Origin of the sequence: Shewanella waksmanii ATCC BAA-643 (genome assembly GCF_000518805.1) — a bacterium.
Taxonomy (GTDB): domain Bacteria; phylum Pseudomonadota; class Gammaproteobacteria; order Enterobacterales; family Shewanellaceae; genus Shewanella; species Shewanella waksmanii.
In genome coordinates, this window is the sequence record NZ_KI912500.1 from 1 (window position 1) to 23,156 (window position 23,156).

Genomic DNA, 23,156 nt, shown 5'->3' on the forward strand with positions numbered 1-23,156 from the left:
ATTCAACGCAGAAGTAGGCAGCCTAAAACGCGCCAGAATGGCGAGTATTAGCGATTCTGATGCTGTGTTAACGAGCTTAACCGTAGAATAACTATGCTCTTCACTCGTTGCAAACCACATGGATGTGGTGAATGTCATTAATGCAGGAGCATTTAAGGACCTTACCTCAGAACCGCTAAATTCTCGCTGAGTGACTAAATGTTTATACTGATTGGTATTATTCAACGCAGAAGTAGCCAGCCTAAAACGCGCCAGATTGGCGATTTTTAGCGATTCTGATATGTGTTAACGAGTTTAACCGTCGAACAGCTAGGCTCTTCACTCTTTGCAAGCCACATGAATGTGGTGAATGTCATTAGCACGACTATAGGGATATTGGAGGTAGAATAACGCTGGATCAGTTACCTAGGACCTTGACCCAGAGCCGCTAAACTCTCGCCGAGTGACTCAATGTTGAAACTGATTGGTATTACTTAGCTTGGTATTACTTAGCTTGGTATTACTTAGTTTGGTATTACTTAGTTTGGTAAGCACAAGATAGATTTTTTATTGGCAGTGAGCAATTTCGTTGAATATTTAGACACAAAAAAAGCGGCATTCGCCGCTTTTCAGTTAGCTGCTAGCACTATAGGCCATGCAAGATTTCATCGCTCAGCTTCAAGTCATCATTACGGTTAACATTGACGCCTGCAGCAATAATATCTTTAGCAATCGCTTGTGCTTCCGCTAGCGAATGCATTTCATAGGTACCACACTGGTACTCATTGAGCTCAGGGATCTCGTTTTGGTTAGCCACTTTAAGCACATCTTTCATCGCAGCTAACCACGACTCAGCCACATCAGCTTCAGCTGGCGTGCCAATCAGGCTCATGTAAAAACCAGTCCGACACCCCATTGGTGATAGGTCGATAATCTCAACGCTATCGCTGTTTAAATGATCACGCATAAATCCAGCAAATAAATGCTCTAATGTGTGAATTCCACGTTCACTTAAAATGTCTTTGTTTGGTGCGCAAAAACGTAAATCAAAAACAGTAATGGTGTCGCCTTTTGGTGTCGTCATGGTTTTGGCAACACGAACCGCAGGGGCATGCATGCGTGTATGATCTACGGTAAAGCTGTCTAATAACGGCATCTCAAATTCTCCATTTTACTCATCGGCAATGAGCATGTTGTCGTGACGATGTATTAACATAGAACGTTATCGGTTCCTTGTCAGCAATTAGCCCCGCCACGAAGATAATTATTTAACCTAACTGATTCACTTCAGGTATTTAGCCGCGACACTTAGGCGACTCAGGAACATTAGACTGTTCCTGCCATTCACCTTGGGTATAAGTGTGCATAGCAAGGGCATGTAAGCCATTTTCAAATTCCTGTGCCAACGCGGTATTCACTTGACGGTGACGACTAATTAGCCGCTGGCCATCAAATGCGTCGCTGACGACGATAACTTTGAAGTGAGTTTCAGAGTTAGGTGGTACGTGATGGTTGTCGCTCTCATTGATCACTTCTAAATGACTTGGCGACAGTGCTGCCGTGAGCTTTTCGATAATAAGCTGTTCTACTGACATAGGGCTCTTCTCTTTCAAGCAAAAATGCAATGGCGGCAGATTACTTGCTCACCTAGCAAAGGTCAATGCTCTGTATGTCGATATTGTTAGCTGATGCGCAGTCACCGACTAACCTTCACCATCAAGATTGAAGAAATTTGGTGTTATCTGACGAAAGGTAAAATTAATACGTGCTTCAGTGACTTTTAGACGCTTAGGCAAGGCATGTTCCCAATGCTGCTGCATCGGCCAATGCATGATGAGTAAATCCCCTGCAGCTAAGCTAATAACCTGCTTGTATTGAGAGTCTTTGTGACGGATAACAAAATCACGGCTCGCACCTAAGGAAACTGAAGCGATATCACTGTTAGGGGCGAACTCTGGCTCATTATCACTGTGCCAACCCATAGACTGCTCACCATTTGCGTAATGATTGATCAATACGCCGTTGGCGGCTAAAGCAAAATCTTTTTCGAGTTGTTGCCGTAGACGGTTGGCATAATAGGGCCAAGGTTGCGCTTGAATCATCAAGCCGGAAAACGCGGTGTCACAGCCCGCATCAGCAAACCAAACTTGCGAGCGTGGAATCACGTGTTTCTTGCCAAATACCTGCACTTCGGGTCGCGTGTATGGGTAACCTTGTGCTTCACGCAATAACAAAGCCTGCTGCTTTGGGGTTAAATAACCCTTTTTGATAGTGATCGGCACATCAACAACAGCGGCAGATTGGGCTAGCGATAGCGTTTTGGGCTCACTCAGCGCTAGGCTAGCTTGTGTCGGAACTTTTGCTATATCCTCATCCTTCGCCATGCTCCCTCCTGCTCAACAGTAGTTAATTAATGCTTGCCTAACTTGTGCGAATATACCTGTGGCAACAAATCTGCGATAATCGCCCCACTATTTATGAGCCACAAGCGTTATGACCACTGAATTTTCTGTCGCCGATATTCAATTGACACTACACCGTTACCCTAAACAGCAAGTTTCTAACCTGCAAGCCTGGGATGCTGCCGACGAGTATATTGTTCAACAACTCATTGAACAGCAGCAAGCTAAGGTTGAAACCTTAATTATCAATGATAGTTTTGGCAGCCTAAGTGCGGCATTAAAATACCACGACAATGACTGGCCTGTGACCATTGAGACCGATGCCAGAACCAGCCAGCTAGGCTGCTTAGCTAATTTTGAAGCCAATCAACTCGATAGCACATCGCTGCGTTGGACTCATAGTCGTGACGATATACCCAACAACATCCAATTGGTGATAATGAAACTGCCAAAGAACCTTAACTACTTTGGCCACCAACTGAAACGCTTATCACAGCTGCTTCCCGCTGGCACTCCGGTGCTCATTGGCGCAAAGGCTAAGTCCATCAATAAAGCACTCATGACCAGCATAGCGCAGCAATTAGGCGAAGCCAGTGCTAGTTTAGCCTATAAAAAAACTCGTATTATCACCTGCATCGCAGACGGTCAAGCTCGTTCACTGCCTCAGCCGGTAAACTGGCCTGTGCCTGAGCTTGGGCTCAAGATAAGCAATTTATCTAACGTATTTGCCGCCAACAAGCTCGATATCGGCGCAAGAATTATGCTCGATAATCTGCCACAAGGTCAGTTTAATACCGTGATCGACTTAGGTTGTGGCAATGGCATATTAGGCTTACGCGCCGCGCAGCTCTATAAAGATGCCGACATTCACTTTGTCGATGATTCTGATATGGCCATTGCATCTGCCCAAGCCAACTGGCAGGTAAATATTGCTGATGCTGAGCCAAATGCGACCCGCCGCGGCCACTTTCATTGGGATGACTGCTTGACCCATTTAAATGAACAAGTACGTCCGGATTTAATATTGTGTAATCCGCCGTTTCACCAAGGTGAAGCGATAACCGACCACATTGCTTGGCAGATGTTTAATCAGTCATATCAAGCCTTAGCTGACAATGGCATCTTACATATCGTGGGCAACCGCCACCTCAATTATCATATTAAACTTAAGCGTATTTTTGGTAATTGTCACACCGTGGCGTCAAACGGAAAATTCGTTATATTGCAAGCAAAAAAATAGCAAAGCTGTTCACGTAACAGGCAACTTGCTAATAACAAAAAGTGTTCAAGCAACAAAAGGGGCGTATTGCCCCTTTTGTATAACGGCTTTATTCGATATGCACCAACACCCTATCCACCAGCTTTAAGGCAGAGGTCATTCCCTGCAAGTCTGGGTAAACTGCGCCATCTCTTCCTGAGTGGTGCCCACGCCCAACTCGCTTCATACTGACAAACTCTTCGCGGTTATCTAAGTTGACGATGGCCTCATACACAATAGAAGGCTGCGCACTAAAACCACTGCCGGAATATATCTCATCCTCGGGAAAACGATCGCTTGAGTAATACTCATTAAAGTCGAATGACTGATTCAGCTCCATGCGTAACCGATATTGACCGCTTAGCGGCTGCTCCAAGGCACTACGCAATATAAAGTTACTGCTCATTGTCGCGCCGCTATAGGCATCAGCCACCAGTTTTTTGCCATTCTCTGGAACATATTCACCGCCATTGAGTTCGGCTAACTTATGCAGAAATACAGGCAAAGATTCAGTACGAAAGCGGCTTGATTGACTCTCAGGTTCAACGACAAGGTCAAAGTCATCTTGTAGTTGGTATCCAGGTTGCTCAAACGGGTTCGCCGTAAACACCACTCCCTTATCGCGCTGGGCCACACGATTGGCAAAACGATTTTCTGCCAGCTTGCTGGTGACATAGATAGGCTGAACCAGATCACCCTCGAGGGTTTCTAACCAGATAGCGTATTGTGGCCATTGAAAAGCCGCACCTGCGGTAAATTCAACCGCTAGCTTAGGCGCACTGTCACTAGCTTGTTGGCTACGATCTAACACTAAGTAGCTAACATCAGTACTCTGCGCCGCTAGGTCGCTGCTGCGCATGGTCAAGCCCCATTGGTAAAAAGAGCTAAATGGCGGCAAGCTCATCAAAGTGGCCAAGGTCATTGCGCTAGCCAGAATCACGGTCACTGGCATAGAGTATTTACTGCGGGCTTTGGTGCCCATGTTGCGCACACTGAAGTAGTTTTTAAGCGGTGCCCAGTTATAAAACAGGTGCCAAGCAAGCATTAACAACAAAGCACTGCCCATTACAGTATGCAGCATTGCAATAAGCGTGTTATGACGCTGAGTGAACATCAATAAAGAGGTGAATAGCATCACCACAAGGCAGCAAAATAGAGTGATTCCCACTAAGGCGCGCCAGTTAATCCATTTAGAAAACATATAAAGTCTTTAATCAGTGAATGATGCATCCAGCTTTACAGCGACGGAACACAAACACCTCAAAAACTTTCTAAAACTTTCTAAAATTGTTATTTATCAGATATTAACTAGGCTTTCAGGTATAGCTATTGGCAAAGACTGCTGGGTGATATGGCCTTTAGCAGCATCACGATAATGGCGCGCTTGGCTCAGCTGGTCTTGGGCTAAATGCAATTTAGCTAGCATCAGCTTTACACTGCTGGTTCCCATGGGGCAGAGGATCTGTTGATGAAACCGCAGCGCTTTTCGCATCGCCTGCTCTGCGGCATCGAAATGTTGCTGTTGCTGCAACATCAAGCCTTGTAACTCATGAGCATAGGCACTAAAAAGCAGATCATTTACTTGCTCACTGGCGTTTATCGATAACTGCAGCGCATTTAACGCCGCCTCAATCGCGCTCGTTTGCAGCGCACGAGCTTGCCAGTAGTACAGCTGCCCATGGAGACTGTCATCTTTACCCGTGTGACTCAAAGCTAGGTCTATCTGTTTGCGTGCTGCATCATACTGATGCTGCTCGACATACCACTGCGCTGAAAGCAGACGAATACGGGCATTATCTGGCATTAGCGTTGCAATACTGGCTAGCATTTTTTGCGCATCAGCAAACTGCTGTTGCCGATATAATGATAACGCTTCAAATACCAATGCATGACTAAGCTCACTTTGATAGTCGAGCCGTAATGCCGACTGGCCGTCGTCAATATAGGGCTTGATCCGCTGAGCGAGTTGATTGAGGGCATCATCCACCGTTTCACTAAATATGACGCCTTTTTTAATGTCTTGGCGCAGATGCAGCTTATAGGCTAAGTGGTATTGGCGTGTAGTGCCATTGAGCTCAGTTTCTACGACCACATCCGCCCCAGAACGGTTGAACACTGGCCTCATGGGCTGAGTACCAAAGCCATGAGATAATGACAAACTGTCACTGAGCCCAAGTACGTAGCTGATATCCATCACCTTGGCACGGTGATTGAGCTTTCCAATCAGTTGCTCCATTGCCCCAAGTGGCACCCAGTTATGGTCCTGTCCGGAAACTTGATTATGCACAGGTAGAATAATCACTGTGCCATCAGTGACCTGCGGCTCGCTGCTCCGCGATTGTTGAAACCAATAGATCGCCGCCACAATGACGCAGGCCATAGCAAAACCATACACGGCCAATTGATTAATACGTTGCGGATGGTTCTTTGCTGTGTGGACTTGATTATCGCGAGGCATAACACTCGGCAGTGGTTCTAACATCACCAGCGGCTTTGGCTCTTTTACCGGGTCGCTATCTACCGCTTGGGCTGAGGGTATGGCGACCTTGTTTAGCGGTGCTATCCAGGCATAACCCTTACGGGGATGAGTTTGCACCACTTTTATGGTGCCAAATACACGCCGAATTTCACTGATAGTTTGAAATAATACCTGTTCATCACAACAGACATCATCCCAAACCTCTTCCAATAATTGCGACTTACTGCAAACCTGTTGCTGTGATTCGATAAGTGCCAACATTAACGCCAAGGTTTTAGGTCTGACTTCAACCTGTCTATCGCCAAAATCGATCTGCCGTTGTTGGCAATCGATAAAAAAGCCTTCACCTTGATAATGACTGTTCAATGAGCTTTCCCTGCTTTCAAACTCAACTAAGTGATTGAATAGTAAAGTAGCTGACACAAAATTAAAACATCACCGACCACTCACTTTACCCTGCCGCGTTGAGCTCCCGCCAGTCAACCAACAAATAAACCACTGATATTATTTAAAAAACAGCCTGTCGCCCTTCATCATGCGGCTGAGTTTTGGGGGCAGAAAACAGTATTTGAAAACGCTGTTTGAAGCTCAAGTTAGGCTGACGGACCTCATAAAACATATCGCGCCATTCAGCAAAGGTCACCACCAGTGGATTAAAACTGTTTACCGGCTTGGTGATGCCATATTCCACGGTCTCTACTTCTGGTTCAAAAGTTCCGAATAAGCGATCCCATATGATCAAAATACCCGCATAGTTTTTATCGATATATTGCGGATTACGGCCATGATGAACACGGTGGTGTGATGGCGTATTTAATACCCATTCGAGTATCCCTAAACTTTTGATGGCTTGGGTATGCACAAAAAACTGCAGCCCCAAATTGAGCAGCACCACAAACACCACCCAGTTGGGGTCAAAGCCAACAATGACTAGCGGTAGCCAAAACAGCCACATACCAGCGAGCGGATACATTAAACTCTGCCTAAAAGCAGTGCTAAAATTCATGTTCTCTGAACTATGATGTGCCACATGCGCAGCCCACATCCAGCGAATTTTATGGCTTGCTCGATGAAACCAGTAATAGCAAAAATCTTGCGCAACCATCAATAAGATAAAGGTGGCTACGGTCATTTGAATATCAAACAAGCGCCAATCAAAAAATTGTAGATAGATTGCCGCAATCAACAAACCGGTTAAAATATCAGTGAGCTGGTGCATGCCAGCAAGCACGAAATTACACACCACTTCGGGCAGATGATAACGGGCATTAAGCGGTAATTTATTGCGTTTGTCACCGAAATACCATTCCAGCACAATACAGGCGAAAAATATCGGTGCTAGCACTAAAAGTAACACTTCAGGGTGCTGAATAAGCGCATTAAAATCCATCTTTATCATCCTTAATACTTATTATTGTCTTTATCAATCAGGCTGTTCAAATGTGACAATTACGCCTACCACTTGGCAAAATGATCTTCTGTTAGGCCTAACACGTTACTGATTTGATGCACGCAGCCTTTGGTGTCTGTGATGGTGCCAGAAAAGGTGCCGATGTATTGCCTAAAGTTACTTTTCAATAGCACCAAGTTAAGTTTCTCTTTGCGGCAATTATGCGGCGTAAACTGCAAGTCAACCCTGCCATCGTCGCTAAAGACACGCCAATCGCTATCACGATTATGGCGCTCAAACTCAAAATGAACCGCGCCTAACAGATGCCTTTCACCGTCGACCCAAAATACATTTTCATTACTGCCGGTTTCGTTAACACCAGCGGCCAAATTAACACCGATGATTTTATCTGCTATTCGGCCGTTAATACTGGCCCATCGCCAACTGGTTTCGCGGCGCATAAATCCAGCCGAAAAATCATAGCCGCCTAATGCCTGATTCAATGGTTGCGGCTCATGTTCAATAGTCAAAGTACCGGATACCTTGAGGCCATTGTGCTTTTGAGTGTAAGTCCAGCCGCTGTAACCCGTTGGGGTACACACAGCCATAGGTAAACTGAGCGCTAACGGGGTTAACCGCAAGTCAGCCTGAATATGTTTCATATTAAGGGTTAATTGCCATAGGCCATCTTCAATAACAAAGGCCACCTTGCCACCAGCAATCGATGAGCGGCCACTGTATGGTGAGTCAGTCATGGTGTAGCCCAAACCCAGCGGCCTAAAGAAGTTATGCTCAACTAACTTATTGGCCTTGATGTCATACACATAACAAAAGCTCGACCCAACATAGCGAATATCGGCCAGGGCGACGCCAATCATATAGCGCGGTGTAATAATGGCGATAAACTGAAACTGCTTATAGGCAAAATGTTTAGCTAGGCCAGAACGCGGGGTATCCATTTCAGAAAAGTATTGAAACTTGTCGACACCTAGTTGCTTGACGATGCCGTCAAAATGGCCAAACTCGGGCTTATCTGAGGTTATCAACTCTTGGGGAGCGCGTTGCGTTTTTATCATGACACTTTCAAACCTAGCCTAGATACATTTCGTTAACAGTTGAACTTTTACTCTAGCGGTTAAACCACCAAGTTTAAAGAAAAAATTAAGCCTATTGCCCAGCAGGAAAACTGCAGCTGCGTCGCTAAGATGCAATCTGACTAAGATTCAGATAATCTAGTTAAAATTCAATTCTGTTAGCCCATGGCCGTGAGCAAAGACCTCGACCTCAATTTACTTAAAGTGCTAAGCATGCTTTTGGAGGTACAAAGTACCAAGAAAGCCGCTGAGCGATTAGATCTTAGCCAACCTGCGGTCAGCCGCGCCTTAGGACGTCTGCGTGAACATTTTTCTGATGAGCTATTTATCAGAGAAGCACACGGACTCAAACCCACTTCTAAAGCGCAAGAGCTTGCCGTGCAACTGCCTGCCGCGATGAGCATGCTCAATAATGTTGTTAGCGGTAAGCCTGTGTTTGAACCAAGTCAATATAGTGGCAAATTATCCATTGCTGTTAATGGCTTTATCGCCCAGTGGTTAGCCCCAGCACTCATTGTTAGCATCAACCAACAGGCCCCCAATGTGGAGCTGCATATCCTCAACTGGGAACACAGTTCTAGCGCATTACTTAACGATGGCAAAATTCATCTCGGGATCAACTATTCGCCCTATCATTTATCTAGCCACTTTACCCAGCAAACCATAGGTAGCGATGAGTTTGTATTTATCTGCCGCAAAGACCATCCATTAAAGCAAGACACGATTTTCATAGAAGACTTTAGCCGCTATGACATCGCCTCATTTCTTATCCCAAACTGGAATGAAGATGGTGCCATCGTGGCGCAAATTCTGCGAAGATATGGCATCGATGCCCGAGTGCCACTGCGCACCAACCAACTAAGTATTCTACTTGAAGCGGTCAAGCACTCTGATATGGTCAGTCCCTGCTCGCGCTATACCGCTGAAAAACTCGGCAGTGAATTTAGAACGCTAAAAATCGATCCAAAGCTCACCGTGCCCTACTCTGATATTGCCTCGATTATGGCTCACACTCACTGCAACCATCCGCTACACATATGGCTGCATCAACAAGTAATCGACTGCATTGCGCAAATCACATCGGCGCGCAAATAACCACAGACTAAACATTGCCCACACAAGCAACGTATTGCTTAGCCGCAGTCAATTGCTAAAATTTAAGCTTAAAACAAGATTGCCAAGATATATTGACCGGCTTTAACCACGGCCCAATTCATAGCAATGTCACTCAAAACCTCAGCGCGCATTATATTGGTCGCTGCACCAATACTCTTCAGTCCTTTATGCCAAGCACAGGAGTCTGCCCATTCGGTTGGTGGCTCGATGGGCTATGGCTTTCATGAATTTGAAACCCAAGACAATATCAATCGCAATTTCAGCGATAGTTTAACCGCGGATATTTACTATCGATATATGTTAAACGATTACATCGGCGTTGAAGTTGGGGCAACCACGGGCAGCGGCGGCGCGTTCAGTATTTTGTCTGACATATGGACCGACGTTAAGCGTTTGCAATATCACGGTGTGAGAAGCAACCTTATCACCCAGATGCCGCTCAACCATCGTCATAGTCTTTACCTGAAAACCGGCCTCACCCAGCAATGGATCAAATACGACATTGAAATTGATGACGTTCGCACCCAAGTTAAAGATACTGATCATGGGTTTTATGGCGCTGTTGGGTGGCAATTTTCTTTCAATAGCGGCATGAAACTCAGCGCCGAATATCAACATGTCCCATTAAACCAACTGACTTTGCGCAGTTACAACGTAGGGGTTAATTGGCCGATTTAAATCAGCGATAGTGCCAGCGAGAGTTCGCTGCTAAACGCCGCTACTCAAGTTATGGCATGCGGCATCAATTCTGGTATGCTGAGCATCATTAAATTTGCGTCAACTAATTAACATAATGAAATTAAGATTATTTCCACTTTTTGCTATTGCGATATTAGCAGGCTGCGCCAGCTCTCAACCCACTCATATCGCACTGTCGCCGCAGGCTCCAAATGTTGAAGTACAAACTCAATCTTCACAACGGCTTGCCATTGAAACTATTGATACCCGCAAGGCAAATTTTGTCGTGCGTATGCATAAAGGCGACGATGCGGCCAAATTGGTCAGCCCAAGTGAAACACCGCGCAAACAAATCGATAGTCTTTTTAGAGACGGGTTTCGCCAAGCCGGTTATGTGATTGATCCCTCCGCCACAGAGCATGTGCAAATCCAACTGGAAAAATTGCTCGCAGACGTGAACGAGAACACTTTTGGTTACGAAGCCAACACAGAGGTGGTGATCAACGTTATCGCTAACAATAGCCGTAATCGCACGTTGACCAAGCGCTATACCGCAAAAAATAATCACAGCGGACCATTTAGCCCTGACTTTGCCAAAATGGAACTTGCGATTAACCAGCTCATAGCAGATCTTAGCCGAGATATACTGCAAGACCCTGAGCTGAATCAGTTTATTCAACCATAATATCCTTTGGACTCAACCGGAATATAGCAAGGAAAAACCTATGACTCGTTGGCTTACCGCTTGTTTATTGTTAACCATTAGCACATTAGCTCAAGCTGTCGATATTCAAGAGGATACCCTGTATCCCCAAGTAAAATTAGAAACCAGCATGGGCACTATTATCGTTGAACTTAATCGCACTCGTGCTCCAATCACCGTGGACAACTTTCTCATCTATGTAGTGACCGGCCAATACGACAACACCTTATTTCATCGCATCATCCCAGAGTTTGTTGTGCAAGGTGGTGGGCTCGACTTAAAGAAAGAAGCCCGACCTGAAAATGCCGCTATTGTAAATGAGTCAGGTAATGGCTTATCCAATGGTTTAGGCACCATTGCCATGGCCCGCGACAACAATCCACACTCGGCCACCAGCCAGTTTTACTTTAATGTTGGCGACAATACCAATCTTGATCCATCATCTCGCCGTTGGGGTTATGCAGTATTTGGTGAAGTGATTGAAGGACTCGAAGTGCTCGAAGCAATGTCGATAGTCACCACTGAACACAATAGCAAACTGGATTGGCCTGACTTCCCTGTAGAAGATGTCATTTTGACCAAGGCAACATTGTTAGCAAGATAAGCAATCACTAGTGTTTTTCACTAGGTCATTGAAATCGAACAAATGATAATAGTTCTCAATTAAGAACGGTCATTTTTGTAAACTTTTGAACAAATACTCCAAGTCCGCACTATACTCAAATGGCACTGGCAAGGAGGCGATAAGATGACCCCTAATGAGTTCATCGATAATAAAGCGCCCCAGCTGGCTCAATATGGGAAAGCGTTCTTGAGCGATCAACTCGATTTCAATGAGATCCAGCTATATCTATGGGACACCCTAGAAGAGTGGCAGCAGTTTAACCACCAGGGTGAAGCGCAAACCGATATAGAGCGAGTGTTCTGGCACCTACTACATGCTTTTGACCGTTGGCCAGACTGGATGATCCGTGGTAATCAATTTTTGCGTAAGCAAATCGATGACTGCTGTGATTATCTCAGTATAGGTGGCAACATCCCGTCAGGCTGTGTAGGGATTAGACCAAGCTCTGAGTAAACCGTAAAGACCAAGCCCGGCACCGAGTGCTGGGCTTTTACGTTTTAAATGAATAACTTTTTCTAAGCTATAGTCATTTCTCTGTATCCGTATTAAGCTAGCTTTACGCTACTTTCAGAATCCATCCAATGCCCCAAGCTATTTCATCACGGTTAACTGACTTTAAGTCTGCGCTATCGATATACCTACACCGTCGCGTGTTATCGTTACTGCTGTTAGGCTTTTCTGCGGGCTTACCACTCATGTTGGTATTCTCAACCTTGTCATTTTGGCTTAGGGAAGCCGGCGTTGACCGCACCGCGATTGGCTATTTTAGCTGGGTTGCGATGATTTACGGCTTTAAGTGGGCATGGTCTCCGCTAGTCGACCGACTCTCTTTACCCATTTTCACCCGCTTACTCGGTAGGCGACGTGGTTGGATGCTGTTTGCTCAATTATTACTGGTATTGGCCATACTTGGTATGAGCCAAAGCGATCCTTTGCAAAACTTGGAAATGATGGCATTTTTTGCCTTGCTCGTTGCTTTCGCCTCCGCCACCCAAGATATCGTGATTGATGCATTTAGAATTGAATCAGCATCAGACAAGATGCAAGCCGCTCTCGCCGCCGCGTATCAAGTCGGGTACCGCAGTGCGATGATTATTGCCACCGCAGGTGCGCTCACTATCGCCGCTTGGGTAGAACCCAGCTCAGATGCCTATCATTTAGCTTCTTGGCAAACCGCATATTTAGTCATGGCAGGGTTAATGGGCGTAGGTATTATTACCACCTTAATGAGCGCCGAGCCCACGGTAAAAGTGCAGCATGCCGATGTAGCTGAAGCCAAGTTGAAACAGCAATACATTGCCCATTACCCACCTAAAGTGGCCGCATTACTTTCGTGGCTCAATACAGCCTGTGTACTGCCGTTTAAGGACTTCTTTAAACGCTATGGTAAGCACGCGATACTGATATTAGTCCTCATCTCTACTTACCGTATCTCTGACATTGTCATGGGAATTATGGCCAATGTATTTTATGTCGATATGGGCTTTTCTAAAACAGAGATAGCCACCTTAAGCAAAGTCTATGGCCTGATTATGACCTTAGTCGGCGCCGGTGCTGGCGGCCTGTTGGTCGCTCGCTACGGTACGATGAAAATTTTGCTGCTTGGCGCATTTTTAGTGGCGACGACCAATTTATTGTTCGCCTATCAAGCAATGATTGGTTATAACGTGCCATTCTTAACCTTAGCCATTTCTGTCGATAACTTCAGTGCCGGAATTGCTACCGCAGCATTCATCGCTTATCTCTCCAGTTTAACCAGTGATGGCTTCAGTGCGACACAATACGCGCTTTTATCCTCAATTATGTTGTTGTTCCCTAAGTTTGTTGCTGGGTTTTCTGGGGCGGTCATTGACGCCTATGACTATGTTACGTTCTTTATTGGTGCTAGCTTGATCGGTTTTCCTGTCATCGCCTTGGTATGGTTAGTGGATAAATATGTGCCTAAGCCAAACCGAGATACACAGGTAAACCATGACCACAGCAATGAGTCACAAGCGAGTAATGGCTAAGCTCAATATCGATGTAGCCAATAAACTGCGATAAAGATTATGACTAGACACTGATGGTCAAATTCGCCAACCAATAATGATTATGGATAATCAGTTTAAATCTTGACGACTAGCTTAGGTCAAGATAACTAGAAAACAATATAAAAATCAAACACTAAAAATACTGGCTTGCTATTTGCTATAAACAGAAAAACTAAGTCACTCAACATATTAAAAGGACATGGATATGGATATCACTCAGATCATTATCGTCTCAATCATTTTTCTGGCTATTTTTGCCGCAGACTTTTTCAAATACCGATTTCGTATTAAGCAACTTGAAGCGAAAATAGATAGCAGTGATAAGATGAAATTGATCGATGAAGTCACTAGCATTCAACACCGGTTAGTGGTGTTAGAAAAAATCATCACAGATAAGGGCTATGAGGTTAACGAAGAGATTAACAAGCTTAAAGATTAAACCGTAAAACAAAGGGCTATGAGGTTAACGAAGAGATTAACAAGCTTAAAGATTAAACCGTAAAACAAAGGGCTACCAAATTGGTAGCCCTTAAATTATTAATATTTAGCGATATGGATCAATCGCGAAAATTATTAAATTGAAATGGTTGTCCCAAATCTGACTCTCGGGCAATACCCATGACGCGTTGTAAATCATCACGCTTTTTACCGGTCACGCGGATAGAATCACCTTGAATCGCCGCTTGCACTTTTAGCTTGCTGTCTTTAATCAGCTTGACCAACTTCTTTGCAACCAAGCTTTCAATACCTTCTTTGAAGGTCACTTTAATTGAAAATGTCTTGCCGCTATGCACGGCTTTATCAGACACATCCATAGAAGCGGGATCAACGTTACGTTTACTAAGCTGATTACGTAGCATGTCCACCATCTGTTGACACTGAAAATCAGACTCTGATGACAAGCTTACTTGATGGTCTTTGTAGACAATGTCAGTCTCAACGCCGCGAAAGTCAAAACGGCTATCCAGTTCACGCTTAGTATTATCTACCGCGTTTCTCAATTCCACTTCATTGACTTCAGATACAATATCCATTGATGGCATAACATTACCCTTATTTTAACCCAATCATAATTGCGACTATTTTACCTGCGCGAATGGCGATGGGCAATCAACAATCAGACCCTAGCCAACAACAATTATGGGTGACATTAGCCGCCCATTTACCTATGATTGAGTAAATGAAAATAATCATAGTTAACAGTGAAGTCTCAGCAGAAATATTTCAAAATCGCCTTTCTTTTCGCCGTAGTTGTGATCAGCTATTTGGTGTTCTCAAAGCCTAACTATCCACAGCTGTTTAGCAATATGGATAAAGTCGGCCATTTTGGAAGTTTTTTTGGCCTGGCATTTTTGACCCACTTCGCCTTTAAATTAAAATGGCTTACCTTAGTGACAGTGTTAGCCGGCTATGCGGCCTTGATTGAGTTAGTGCAATCTCGACTGCCTTACCGTAGTGCCTCCTTTGCCGATTTTGTTGCTGATATGATGGGTGTGGCAGCCTTCATGCTATGTTACTGGCTCGCTAGCCGTTATATCCGAGCGGGTAAAATTCGCTCGGGCGATCAAGAAAAGTGAGCACAGTCATGTTTACCCCCAAAGCCGACATTGCCATTTTAGGCGCTGGCGCAATTGGCCAATCATTCGCTTATCAGCTGCGTAGTAATGACTCTGCCCCGCTACTCATTAACAGAGGCAACACTCAGCAAAACCATCAGCAGCGGCTTACCTTCAAGCAAGGGCAAAGCAGCACGCCTTACCTATGCCCACTTGCCAGCGTGAGCCAAATAACAGCGCAGCAAGTCTCGTTAGCACACGTTAAGCTGCTCATCGTTACAGTTAAAGCCTACCAAGTCGTCGATGCATTGCGACCACTGATAGCCATGCTGCCGCCTCAATGTCATATATTGTTAATGCACAATGGCTTAGGTCCACATGAAGTCGTTGAATCACAACTGCAAGGCCGCGGGCTTAGTCTAGGTACCACGTCCCAAGGCGCTTTATTGCACAATCAATGGCAAGTAGAGAAAACTGGCGATGGTAAGACGCAAATCGGTCACTATGTCGGGCCGCTAATGCCAAATGTGATAAAGTCACAATTACTGTCTATAGCAAACAGCCAATGGTGCGAGCCTATATTGCCTTTTTTGTGGCAAAAGCTGGCTGTGAATGTGGCAATCAACCCGCTTAGCGCGATTAATTTGTGTTGCAATGGCGAGTTAATCGATGAGAAATACAGAATTACTATCAATAAGTTAACTGAAGAAGTCGTCACGGTAGCCGCAGCAGATGGGATTGAACTTGAGCTTACTCAGCTACTAGAGCGCATTTATGCGGTGATTGACTTGACCGTTAACAACCGCTCATCCATGTTGCAAGATATTAGCTTTGAACGTATCACTGAAATTGATGCCATTAACGGCTATGTCGCCGCCAAAGCCAAACACTATGGTTTAAATGCCAGTGAAAATGAGCGCATGGTTGCGCGGATTAGGTCACTGCAAAATACCTATAAGCGGGCTTAACAACTCAGATAATCCAGCATTAATAAGATATGCCATAGCCCTGCATAATAGGCTTGATAGCGTTTTGCCGTTGTAACTCCGCCATACGTTTATCAAAAACAGTCATCACCTGCTGCAATTTCGCTGCCGTCATCTTAGGCGAAAAAGCCACATAGATATTTTCTGCCGCCACACAACCCGCGTTGATAAACTCCTCTTGAACATTTTGCTGCGCAAGTTCATACTCTACGGCTATTTGAGTGAACAAAAAGCTATCAATACGGTTAAGTCTTAATTTGGCGATGCTCTGTTTAAGGTAAGTCGTTGGCTGGCTAAGCACTTGGAATTGATGCGGGTTTGCTTGTTTGTAGTCATTAATTTCACCCAATGACGCATCTAAAATCACCCCAATTTGCTGCCCTTGCAGCGACTCAACTCCCTGATATCGCCAACTTGAATCAGCCTTGGTGAAAAAGCACATCTTCTGCTGTCCAACCGGCGCAACAGGAAAGCGCAAATTTGGCGCTTCTGTTTTAGTTGGGCCCAACAAGAGATCAAATTGCCCTTGCTCGGTCAGACGCACAGCTCGAGTCCAAGGGAAATATTCAACAACAAGGTGGTATTCACTTTGTGCAAATACCGCTTGGGTAACATCTAAGATATAACCCGCTTGGGCGCTATTTTCACAAGTTTGCGGACACCAGTCAGTTGCCGCCACTTTGAGTATATTGGCGCTAACTGGCGCTGCGGCAGTTTCACCAGCTGAAGCAAAGGCAGGCAGTGTGGCACTAGCCAATAGGGTCATACCGAGCCAACTTTTGGCTAATTTAAGGGCGCTGTTATTCATCTGCAAAGCGAAGAAGACATCCGATGGTGACGTGACTGGCTATAGTTTATCATTTTACCCATTATGCTTTGGTTGCTGATACAAAGTGTCACATAGCTAGAGCACGCTTGTCTATGCCCTAAAACGCAAACGATATTGCTGCTATCTATGACTGACCAAGCCTTTATATTAGCAACTGACAATATAATTGACAGCACAATAACTGTCATCTGACCAGCGCAACTCCTGCTCCGCCTAGCCCGCGCACAATGAAGCCAATCACGCTACACAAGCATCAACATAAAGATTAGACTAGTGGCTTGTTATCGCTGTGACTACCTATACTGATTAACATGACTCAGCCAAACAGTTCGACGTTTACGCCATTTTCCAAACTCACCATGATGCGTTTTTATCTATTGATGATAATCGCGACGCTTATCGCGGTGCTATTTATTGATCGCCCATTGGCTAGCATGTTGTACAACAACGCCTATCAAGGCAGCTACCTTAAGCTGCTAAGCCAGGCCCCCCTGTTTTTTCAGGTATTAGGACTTAGCTGTGTGTTATTACTGTGCCTTCCCCGCTATCGCCACACCATGCTGCCGTTGGTCAAACATCTACTGCTTACGGCATTGTTTGCCAGCGGGTTGCGTTGGGGGGGGAAATGGCTGTTTGGCCGCACTTGGCCGGAAACTTGGGTCAACGAGAATCCATCATGGATCCATAGCGGGGTCGAGGGTTTCTACCCGTTCACTCAAGGAATGGGCTATAACTCTTTTCCGTCAGGGCATACTCTTTTTACTGTCGCATTAGCTTGTTGTTTTTGGTATCACTTACCGCAATGTAAACTGCTGTGGGGCTTAGGGATTGTCGCGGTATTTATCGGTCAACTGGGGCAGAATTATCACTTTTTAGGTGACACGTTAGCCGGTGCTACCTTAGGTGTACTCGCCTGCCATTTAGCGCACCTCATTGTTAAACTGCCTAGCCCCAAATAACCAATATCGCCGCGATGGCGATGAGAATCAATGCCAGAATATCATAGAGTTTCGTACTAGATTTTAAGTAAAACCGAGCAATCAGCAAAGTGATAAACACCTCTACCTGCCCAAAGGTTTTTACCAGCGCCACATCTTGCAGCGCCATCGCACTAAACCAACCAATCGAGCCTAAGCAGCTTGTTAAGCTTATAGTAAACACTAACTTACTGGGTTTAAGGATCCGGGCTAGCAAGTCACGATCCGATAGCGCGATATAACCTAATAACAGCACGGTCTGCAGCAAAATAACCCACAATAATACCCAAGCGGCACTGTGCATATAACCAAAGGGTAAGCTAAGGCTTGCCTCTCGAGCGCACAGTGAAGTTAATGCGAAAGCACTGCCACATAGCAGACCAATACCGGCAGTTGCGACAGACAAGCGGCTCCCATTGGGGCAACTCATCATCAAAATCGCTACGGCACCAATAATGACCCCAAGCCATCCCATAAGACTCATTTCTGCACTAAAAAACCATACGCCAAGTAGAGCCGCGACCAGCGCCTCACTCTTAGCCAGTCCAGCACCGATGGCATAATCGCGCATTTTAAACAGTGTCACCATTAACACGGTTGCTGTTATCTGCAGCAAGGCTGCTGCGCCTATCAATCGCCAAAAATCGGCATTAAAATCATGAGTAAAATCGGGCAACGCGCTGGGTTGAACTTGATGCAACGCCACTAAATAAACGGCGACCAAAGGCCCGGCCCAAATAAAGCGCGCTAGCGTCACCCCGGCTACACTCATTTGTTGACTTAGTTGGCTCTGAAAGACATTGCGCCATGCTTGCATGAAGGCAGCTAACAGCGTGAACCCAATCCACATAACTGATTCATAATTCGAGAGGTTTGAACACTAGGTTATAGGGAATGGCCAATGAATTCGAGCAGAATTTCAAAAGTAACCTTGAGCTTAATTTCGCGGGTAATTTCAAGTGCAGTGTCAAAAGGAGATATAGATCTAGTCAGCCGAAGGCTGCTTGCTGTCGCTATTGTCACCATGAGGGGTATGGCTGTAAGGTCATATTTTACAAGCACTAAAAAGGGCTTCTATAAAGAAGCCCTAAAACGCAATATGTACTGCTTAGTAGGTGTAGCTAGCACCCAAGCCCAGTGGGATACCCATAGACCAATATAGTAGTAACCAAGCACTCCAAATACTCAACAGCGCAATACTAAATGGCAGCATCATCGAGATAAGTGTACCAATACCAATGCCCTTAACGTAACGCTGACAGTATACAACCACCAGTGGGAAGTAAGGCATCAATGGCGTAATGATGTTAGAACTAGAATCACCAACACGGTAAGCCGCTTGTGACAAGTCTGGACTGATATTAAGTTGCATCAACATTGGCACCAACACCGGACCAATCAATGCCCATTTCGCCGAAGATGAACCAACAAACAAGTTAACAAAACCGACCAAAATGATCATACCCACAACGGTGATTTCAGCCGATAAGTTCATCGCTTTTAAGGCGCCTGCGCCCTCTACAGCAATCAGCGCACCAAGGTTCGATGCAGAAAACGCCGCCACAAACTGAGCACAGAAAAACGCCATCACGATGTAGTGCGACATGCCACTCATCGATTTTGACATCGCCTGAACCACATCACCTGATGAGTTAAAGGTCTTAGTTAAATAGCCATAAACTAAGCCAGGCAACATAAAGAAGATGAAGATCAGCGGCACGATTGATTGCATCAACGGCGCACTAAAGCTGGTTAGCGAGCCGTTAGCATCTCGCAATGTTGAAGTTTCTGAAACCGTTAGCGAGAAGAAACCGATAATCGCAGCAAACATCACCGCCGTTGCAATACGGAACGCTTTAAGCTCTTTGGCGGTGATCTCATCCATTGCTGGAATGTCGACTTCATCGCGGTTAACTTTATGAGTTCGATTTAGACGCGGCTCAAGCACTTTATCTGTTAAGTACCAAATCAGTAATGTGATAGGTATGCACGAAGAAGCAACAAAGAACCAGTTGTTAAGTGGGTTAACCTGAATATCAGGGTCTGCAATTTGCGCCGCTGACTGGGTAAAGCTTTGCAGTAATGGGTCAATCCCCGATGGAATAAAGTTAGCACAGAACCCGCCTGAAACCCCGGCAAAGGCAGCTGCGATACCCGCCAATGGATGGCGACCAACGGTAAAGAAGATCACCCCAGCCAATGGAATCACCACCACGTAGCCGGCATCGGTTGCCGTGTGCGAAATAATACCCACTAACACAACAGCAGGTGTCAATAACTTAGCTGGAGTCACTTTCAACATCTGTTTCAGCGCAGTATTGATATAGCCAGAGTGCTCAGCAACACCTACACCTAACATAGCAACAAGAACCACACCGAGCGGTGCGAAGGCGGTAAAGGTGGAAACCATGGTAGTTAAGAAGTGAGTAAGCGCTTCGGCACTTAATAGGTTGGTAACCGCTATCGGTTGGTCAGTACGTGGATCAATGGCTTCAAAACTCACCCCTGACAGTGCCCAAGAAAGTCCCCAGACCGTAAACAACAGCATCAAGAACAACATCGCGGGATCAGGCAGTTTATTACCTATACGTTCAATCCCATCGAGCACTTTACCAAGCCGTCCTGGTGACGCGGCCTCATGTGACATAACCCTATTTCCTCTTCTTTGTTTTGGTTGCTGCTTGTAGCACAAATTATGGTGACAACAGTTACAGCTATTTTAATATAGCAGCACCATACAGATGCACCCTGTAGCCAACCTTAAAAACATCACAGCTTTAGAGGAAAATAAACAAAAAACGCTTACATAAAATGAAAGTTGACTGATTGCAACAGCTCACCGCATATCCATGCTAAATAGGTTGCCCAGCCATAACCAAGTACAGAAAGCAACACTGCAACTGGCGCGAAGGAGCGATGATAAGCTACGGCCACAACCGGCGCTGATGCCGCACCGCCAAGATTACATTGACTCGCGATGGCCATATAGGCAGTTGGGGCTTTTATCATTATTCCTACCGCCATCACACACACAACATGAAATAGCAGCCAGATAAAGCCGATCACAAAAAATCGGGGGAAATCACTAATCGCTGTAATATCCATTTGTAATCCCATTATCGCAATCAACATAAACAGCATCACCGACGAAACAGATTCAGATCCGACACTCTCTAAGTCGCGAACTCGGGTATAAGACAAAACAAAGCTCAAACTCGTCACTATCATCACGAGCCAAAAAAAACGGTTGGTCAGGCTAAACCGCGCCAGCTCAGGATAATGCTGACTAAAATAGGGCGCCAGATAATCCGCGCCAGCATGCCCTATTCCTGCTACACCAAACGCTGCCGCCAGCATGAAAATATAATGCTGCAGCTGTGGGATTTGCGGCTCAGCCAAGTGCAACTTATTGGCAGACTTAACTAAATTTTGCAGTCCTCGAGTGTCAGCTTTAATCCTTTTATCAAGCCAAGGTGCGTGCTGAGATAACATTAGCAACACCGTCATCCACAATGCCGAAAACACCACATTGACCGTTATCATCACCGAAAATATGCTGTCGCCAACGTGATAAACTTCTTTCATCGCAAGTTGATTTGCCGTCCCGCCAACCCAGTTACCCGCCAAAGTTGCCATGCCTCGCCAAGCAGCGTTCTCACCACTGTTCGCCAACGAGTCTGGACTCATTCCTTGAAATACCATGAGTGCAAATGGGCCACCCAGCACGATACTTATCGCCCCCACTGTAAACAAGATAATCAGCTTGGGTCCTAACTGCAGAATACTCTTCATATCAATATTAAAAATGAGTAATGCAAGACAGGCTGGCATGAAATAGTTAACCGCAATATAAGGTAAGTGGCTCTGACTAACGTCAACAACCCCAAAGGTATTAAATAGAGAAGGCAGAAAGTAACACAGCACCATGACTGGCACGTATCGATGAATCGTACGCCAAAATGGATGGGATAGTTGGCGAGTATAGTAGATAGTCCCCAATAGCCCACAAATTAGGCCAAATATAATGGGGTCTTGATCAATCATGCTCAGACCTAGCAGGGTTTTTCATTTTCGCAAAATTCAACAAATTTTCTCACTAAATCAGCCTGTTTATCATCATCACGAGTCACTATCCAATAGTTACGCTGATGACACCATTGAGGGAGTACTAACTCAGACAAATCTCCTCGTTCAACCTCTTCTTCGACAGCAAGCCAAGGTAATATACTTACCCCGATTCCGGTGCCAATGGCTCGTTTTATCGCCCCCATGCTCGTCATGGTTAACTCTTGATTCACTGATACATGAGCGCTTTTTAGTAGCTGTATAGCGCGCATGTGACTCATTGAGTGAGTTTGATCGAGTACCCAAAGCTGTTCTGATAGCAACTCAGCCGTTATTGGTTGATTAACGATACTATTTTCAGGTGATGTCACAATACATATTCGGTCGCTAAACCAACGCTGGGTATGGAGGTTTTTGCTAGTTGGTTTTACATCGATAAATCCAATGTCTAATTCACGTTCACTGACTAATGACTCAATCGCCAGACTGTTATCAATCAACAATTTCATCTCTACCAGTGGAAAAGCTTTCTTAAACAGCGGTATTTTTCGCGACAGCACATAGTTCCCGACAGTTTTACTGCTTCCAATCTTAAGGCTGCCACGCACTCCAGTGGTAGACTCGCTAAAGATCTGCTCCAATTCTAAGCTTTTTGATAGCATGTCATTGGCGTAGGGTAAGATCACTTTGCCATTGTCATTGATTGATAAACCATTGGCGTTACGGTCAAACAACCGATTACCTAGCGATCCTTCTAACTCCTTCAGTGCCATGCTCACAGCGGGTATAGATAGATGCAGAGCCTTGGCCGCTTTAGATATTTGCCCATGGGTGTAAATCGCTTTAAAAATGACTAACTGTTTTAGCGTAATACGCATAAAAACGACACTTGTTAAACAAACGGAATAAGGCTAATAATAAGTCACTTTGGCTAAGAGGATAGGCCTTAAATCGCAAAAACGTTAACCATAACGGTACTAATTATTAAC

The 23,156-nt window shown here is 45.2% G+C and carries 25 protein-coding genes; 11 read left to right on the forward strand and 14 right to left on the reverse strand.

Annotated features, from left to right (window positions below; all coding sequences use genetic code 11):
* Positions 1–447: 447 nt before the first annotated feature.
* The 4 genes from L865_RS26150 to L865_RS0122085 all read right to left on the reverse strand — a co-directional run bounded on the left by L865_RS26150 (position 448) and on the right by L865_RS0122085 (position 2,363).
* The gene (locus L865_RS26150; protein WP_425423658.1) at positions 448–534 is read right to left on the reverse strand and encodes a pentapeptide repeat-containing protein; all 87 of its coding nucleotides are present in this window, start codon (positions 532–534) and stop codon (positions 448–450) included.
* Between the two features lie 91 nt (positions 535–625).
* Positions 626–1,135 carry an S-ribosylhomocysteine lyase gene (gene luxS / locus L865_RS0122075; RefSeq protein ID WP_028775205.1) on the reverse strand — a complete coding sequence of 170 codons (510 nt, stop codon included), beginning with the start codon at positions 1,133–1,135 and terminating at the stop codon, positions 626–628.
* A gap of 139 nt (positions 1,136–1,274) precedes the next feature.
* Positions 1,275–1,574 carry a BolA family protein gene (locus L865_RS0122080; RefSeq protein WP_028775206.1) on the reverse strand — a complete coding sequence of 100 codons (300 nt, stop codon included), beginning with the start codon at positions 1,572–1,574 and terminating at the stop codon, positions 1,275–1,277.
* Positions 1,575–1,682: 108 nt separating this feature from the next.
* The gene (locus tag L865_RS0122085; RefSeq protein ID WP_028775207.1) at positions 1,683–2,363 is read right to left on the reverse strand and encodes an alpha-ketoglutarate-dependent dioxygenase AlkB family protein; all 681 of its coding nucleotides are present in this window, start codon (positions 2,361–2,363) and stop codon (positions 1,683–1,685) included.
* Between the two features lie 109 nt (positions 2,364–2,472).
* On the opposite strand from L865_RS0122085, the gene L865_RS0122090 reads away from it, so the two are divergent.
* Entirely contained in the window at positions 2,473–3,621 is a 1,149-nt protein-coding gene (locus tag L865_RS0122090) for a methyltransferase (RefSeq protein WP_028775208.1), read from the forward strand.
* Between the two features lie 88 nt (positions 3,622–3,709).
* Here the strand turns inward: L865_RS0122090 and L865_RS0122095 are convergent, their stop codons facing one another.
* The 4 genes from L865_RS0122095 to L865_RS0122110 all read right to left on the reverse strand — a co-directional run bounded on the left by L865_RS0122095 (position 3,710) and on the right by L865_RS0122110 (position 8,584).
* Complete coding sequence (locus tag L865_RS0122095; RefSeq protein WP_028775209.1) at positions 3,710–4,840, reverse strand: DUF4405 domain-containing protein; 1,131 nt, start codon at positions 4,838–4,840, stop codon at positions 3,710–3,712.
* A 96-nt stretch (positions 4,841–4,936) separates the two neighbouring features.
* A complete protein-coding gene (locus tag L865_RS0122100) occupies positions 4,937–6,484 on the reverse strand; it encodes a winged helix-turn-helix domain-containing protein (RefSeq protein WP_028775210.1) in 1,548 nt (515 codons plus the stop codon).
* A gap of 142 nt (positions 6,485–6,626) precedes the next feature.
* A complete protein-coding gene (locus L865_RS0122105) occupies positions 6,627–7,508 on the reverse strand; it encodes a sterol desaturase family protein (RefSeq protein ID WP_028775211.1) in 882 nt (293 codons plus the stop codon).
* A 65-nt stretch (positions 7,509–7,573) separates the two neighbouring features.
* A complete protein-coding gene (locus tag L865_RS0122110) occupies positions 7,574–8,584 on the reverse strand; it encodes a DUF2804 domain-containing protein (protein WP_028775212.1) in 1,011 nt (336 codons plus the stop codon).
* Between the two features lie 183 nt (positions 8,585–8,767).
* Here L865_RS0122110 and L865_RS24385 point away from each other — a divergent pair, with 183 nt between their 5' ends.
* The 7 genes from L865_RS24385 (at position 8,768) to L865_RS0122145 (ending at position 14,193) form a co-directional block, all read left to right on the forward strand.
* Complete coding sequence (locus tag L865_RS24385) at positions 8,768–9,697, forward strand: LysR family transcriptional regulator (protein ID WP_037471790.1); 930 nt, start codon at positions 8,768–8,770, stop codon at positions 9,695–9,697.
* Positions 9,698–9,823: 126 nt separating this feature from the next.
* Positions 9,824–10,396: a porin family protein gene (locus L865_RS0122120; RefSeq protein WP_028775213.1), complete on the forward strand. Its 573-nt coding sequence runs from the start codon at positions 9,824–9,826 to the stop codon at positions 10,394–10,396.
* A gap of 115 nt (positions 10,397–10,511) precedes the next feature.
* Positions 10,512–11,081, forward strand: coding sequence for a YajG family lipoprotein (locus L865_RS0122125; RefSeq protein WP_028775214.1), 570 nt, complete (start codon positions 10,512–10,514; stop codon positions 11,079–11,081).
* Positions 11,082–11,121: 40 nt separating this feature from the next.
* Positions 11,122–11,703, forward strand: coding sequence for a peptidylprolyl isomerase (locus tag L865_RS0122130; protein WP_028775215.1), 582 nt, complete (start codon positions 11,122–11,124; stop codon positions 11,701–11,703).
* A gap of 144 nt (positions 11,704–11,847) precedes the next feature.
* Positions 11,848–12,177, forward strand: coding sequence for a hypothetical protein (locus L865_RS0122135; protein WP_028775216.1), 330 nt, complete (start codon positions 11,848–11,850; stop codon positions 12,175–12,177).
* Between the two features lie 128 nt (positions 12,178–12,305).
* Positions 12,306–13,733 carry an AmpG family muropeptide MFS transporter gene (locus L865_RS0122140; RefSeq protein WP_051484758.1) on the forward strand — a complete coding sequence of 476 codons (1,428 nt, stop codon included), beginning with the start codon at positions 12,306–12,308 and terminating at the stop codon, positions 13,731–13,733.
* 226 nt (positions 13,734–13,959) lie between these two features.
* Positions 13,960–14,193, forward strand: a complete 234-nt coding sequence (locus tag L865_RS0122145; protein WP_028775218.1) for a hypothetical protein — start codon at positions 13,960–13,962, stop codon at positions 14,191–14,193.
* Between the two features lie 118 nt (positions 14,194–14,311).
* Here the strand turns inward: L865_RS0122145 and L865_RS0122150 are convergent, their stop codons facing one another.
* Positions 14,312–14,797: a YajQ family cyclic di-GMP-binding protein gene (locus L865_RS0122150; RefSeq protein ID WP_028775219.1), complete on the reverse strand. Its 486-nt coding sequence runs from the start codon at positions 14,795–14,797 to the stop codon at positions 14,312–14,314.
* A gap of 159 nt (positions 14,798–14,956) precedes the next feature.
* Here L865_RS0122150 and L865_RS0122155 point away from each other — a divergent pair, with 159 nt between their 5' ends.
* Both L865_RS0122155 and L865_RS0122160 read left to right on the forward strand, forming a co-directional pair.
* A complete protein-coding gene (locus tag L865_RS0122155) occupies positions 14,957–15,331 on the forward strand; it encodes a VanZ family protein (RefSeq protein WP_028775220.1) in 375 nt (124 codons plus the stop codon).
* A gap of 8 nt (positions 15,332–15,339) precedes the next feature.
* Positions 15,340–16,278: a ketopantoate reductase family protein gene (locus L865_RS0122160; RefSeq protein ID WP_028775221.1), complete on the forward strand. Its 939-nt coding sequence runs from the start codon at positions 15,340–15,342 to the stop codon at positions 16,276–16,278.
* A gap of 19 nt (positions 16,279–16,297) precedes the next feature.
* On the opposite strand, the gene L865_RS0122165 is transcribed toward L865_RS0122160, so the two are convergent.
* Positions 16,298–17,104, reverse strand: a complete 807-nt coding sequence (locus L865_RS0122165) for a substrate-binding periplasmic protein (RefSeq protein ID WP_028775222.1) — start codon at positions 17,102–17,104, stop codon at positions 16,298–16,300.
* A 332-nt stretch (positions 17,105–17,436) separates the two neighbouring features.
* On the opposite strand from L865_RS0122165, the gene L865_RS0122170 reads away from it, so the two are divergent.
* Positions 17,437–18,084 carry a phosphatase PAP2 family protein gene (locus L865_RS0122170; RefSeq protein ID WP_028775223.1) on the forward strand — a complete coding sequence of 216 codons (648 nt, stop codon included), beginning with the start codon at positions 17,437–17,439 and terminating at the stop codon, positions 18,082–18,084.
* On the opposite strand, the gene L865_RS0122175 is transcribed toward L865_RS0122170, so the two are convergent.
* The 4 genes from L865_RS0122175 to L865_RS0122190 form a co-directional block, all read right to left on the reverse strand.
* Positions 18,071–18,952 carry a hypothetical protein gene (locus L865_RS0122175; protein WP_028775224.1) on the reverse strand — a complete coding sequence of 294 codons (882 nt, stop codon included), beginning with the start codon at positions 18,950–18,952 and terminating at the stop codon, positions 18,071–18,073. The two genes, L865_RS0122170 and L865_RS0122175, sit on opposite strands and share 14 nt — an antisense overlap.
* A gap of 258 nt (positions 18,953–19,210) precedes the next feature.
* The gene (locus tag L865_RS0122180; RefSeq protein ID WP_028775225.1) at positions 19,211–20,749 is read right to left on the reverse strand and encodes an AbgT family transporter; all 1,539 of its coding nucleotides are present in this window, start codon (positions 20,747–20,749) and stop codon (positions 19,211–19,213) included.
* A 155-nt stretch (positions 20,750–20,904) separates the two neighbouring features.
* Positions 20,905–22,146, reverse strand: coding sequence for a DUF819 family protein (locus L865_RS0122185; protein WP_037471791.1), 1,242 nt, complete (start codon positions 22,144–22,146; stop codon positions 20,905–20,907).
* A gap of 8 nt (positions 22,147–22,154) precedes the next feature.
* A complete protein-coding gene (locus L865_RS0122190; RefSeq protein WP_028775227.1) occupies positions 22,155–23,045 on the reverse strand; it encodes a LysR family transcriptional regulator in 891 nt (296 codons plus the stop codon).
* Positions 23,046–23,156 lie beyond the last annotated feature (111 nt).

Excerpts from the sequence above, each read along its gene's own strand:
- L865_RS0122125 (WP_028775214.1), top strand. The coding sequence starts at position 10,512 with ATGAAATTAAGATTATTTCCACTTTTTGCTATTGCGATATTAGCAGGC.
- L865_RS0122150 (WP_028775219.1), bottom strand. The coding sequence starts at position 14,797 with ATGCCATCAATGGATATTGTATCTGAAGTCAATGAAGTGGAATTGAGA.
- L865_RS0122180 (WP_028775225.1), bottom strand. The coding sequence starts at position 20,749 with ATGTCACATGAGGCCGCGTCACCAGGACGGCTTGGTAAAGTGCTCGAT.
- luxS (WP_028775205.1), bottom strand. The coding sequence starts at position 1,135 with ATGCCGTTATTAGACAGCTTTACCGTAGATCATACACGCATGCATGCC.
- L865_RS0122095 (WP_028775209.1), bottom strand. The coding sequence starts at position 4,840 with ATGTTTTCTAAATGGATTAACTGGCGCGCCTTAGTGGGAATCACTCTA.
- L865_RS0122160 (WP_028775221.1), top strand. The coding sequence starts at position 15,340 with ATGTTTACCCCCAAAGCCGACATTGCCATTTTAGGCGCTGGCGCAATT.
- L865_RS0122175 (WP_028775224.1), bottom strand. The coding sequence starts at position 18,952 with ATGTGGATTGGGTTCACGCTGTTAGCTGCCTTCATGCAAGCATGGCGC.
- L865_RS0122090 (WP_028775208.1), top strand. The coding sequence starts at position 2,473 with ATGACCACTGAATTTTCTGTCGCCGATATTCAATTGACACTACACCGT.
- L865_RS0122170 (WP_028775223.1), top strand. The coding sequence starts at position 17,437 with ATGACTCAGCCAAACAGTTCGACGTTTACGCCATTTTCCAAACTCACC.
- L865_RS0122140 (WP_051484758.1), top strand. The coding sequence starts at position 12,306 with ATGCCCCAAGCTATTTCATCACGGTTAACTGACTTTAAGTCTGCGCTA.
- L865_RS0122105 (WP_028775211.1), bottom strand. The coding sequence starts at position 7,508 with ATGGATTTTAATGCGCTTATTCAGCACCCTGAAGTGTTACTTTTAGTG.
- L865_RS0122080 (WP_028775206.1), bottom strand. The coding sequence starts at position 1,574 with ATGTCAGTAGAACAGCTTATTATCGAAAAGCTCACGGCAGCACTGTCG.
- L865_RS0122185 (WP_037471791.1), bottom strand. The coding sequence starts at position 22,146 with ATGATTGATCAAGACCCCATTATATTTGGCCTAATTTGTGGGCTATTG.
- L865_RS0122130 (WP_028775215.1), top strand. The coding sequence starts at position 11,122 with ATGACTCGTTGGCTTACCGCTTGTTTATTGTTAACCATTAGCACATTA.
- L865_RS24385 (WP_037471790.1), top strand. The coding sequence starts at position 8,768 with ATGGCCGTGAGCAAAGACCTCGACCTCAATTTACTTAAAGTGCTAAGC.
- L865_RS0122190 (WP_028775227.1), bottom strand. The coding sequence starts at position 23,045 with ATGCGTATTACGCTAAAACAGTTAGTCATTTTTAAAGCGATTTACACC.
- L865_RS0122120 (WP_028775213.1), top strand. The coding sequence starts at position 9,824 with ATGTCACTCAAAACCTCAGCGCGCATTATATTGGTCGCTGCACCAATA.
- L865_RS0122135 (WP_028775216.1), top strand. The coding sequence starts at position 11,848 with ATGACCCCTAATGAGTTCATCGATAATAAAGCGCCCCAGCTGGCTCAA.
- L865_RS0122110 (WP_028775212.1), bottom strand. The coding sequence starts at position 8,584 with ATGATAAAAACGCAACGCGCTCCCCAAGAGTTGATAACCTCAGATAAG.
- L865_RS0122085 (WP_028775207.1), bottom strand. The coding sequence starts at position 2,363 with ATGGCGAAGGATGAGGATATAGCAAAAGTTCCGACACAAGCTAGCCTA.
- L865_RS0122145 (WP_028775218.1), top strand. The coding sequence starts at position 13,960 with ATGGATATCACTCAGATCATTATCGTCTCAATCATTTTTCTGGCTATT.
- L865_RS0122165 (WP_028775222.1), bottom strand. The coding sequence starts at position 17,104 with ATGAATAACAGCGCCCTTAAATTAGCCAAAAGTTGGCTCGGTATGACC.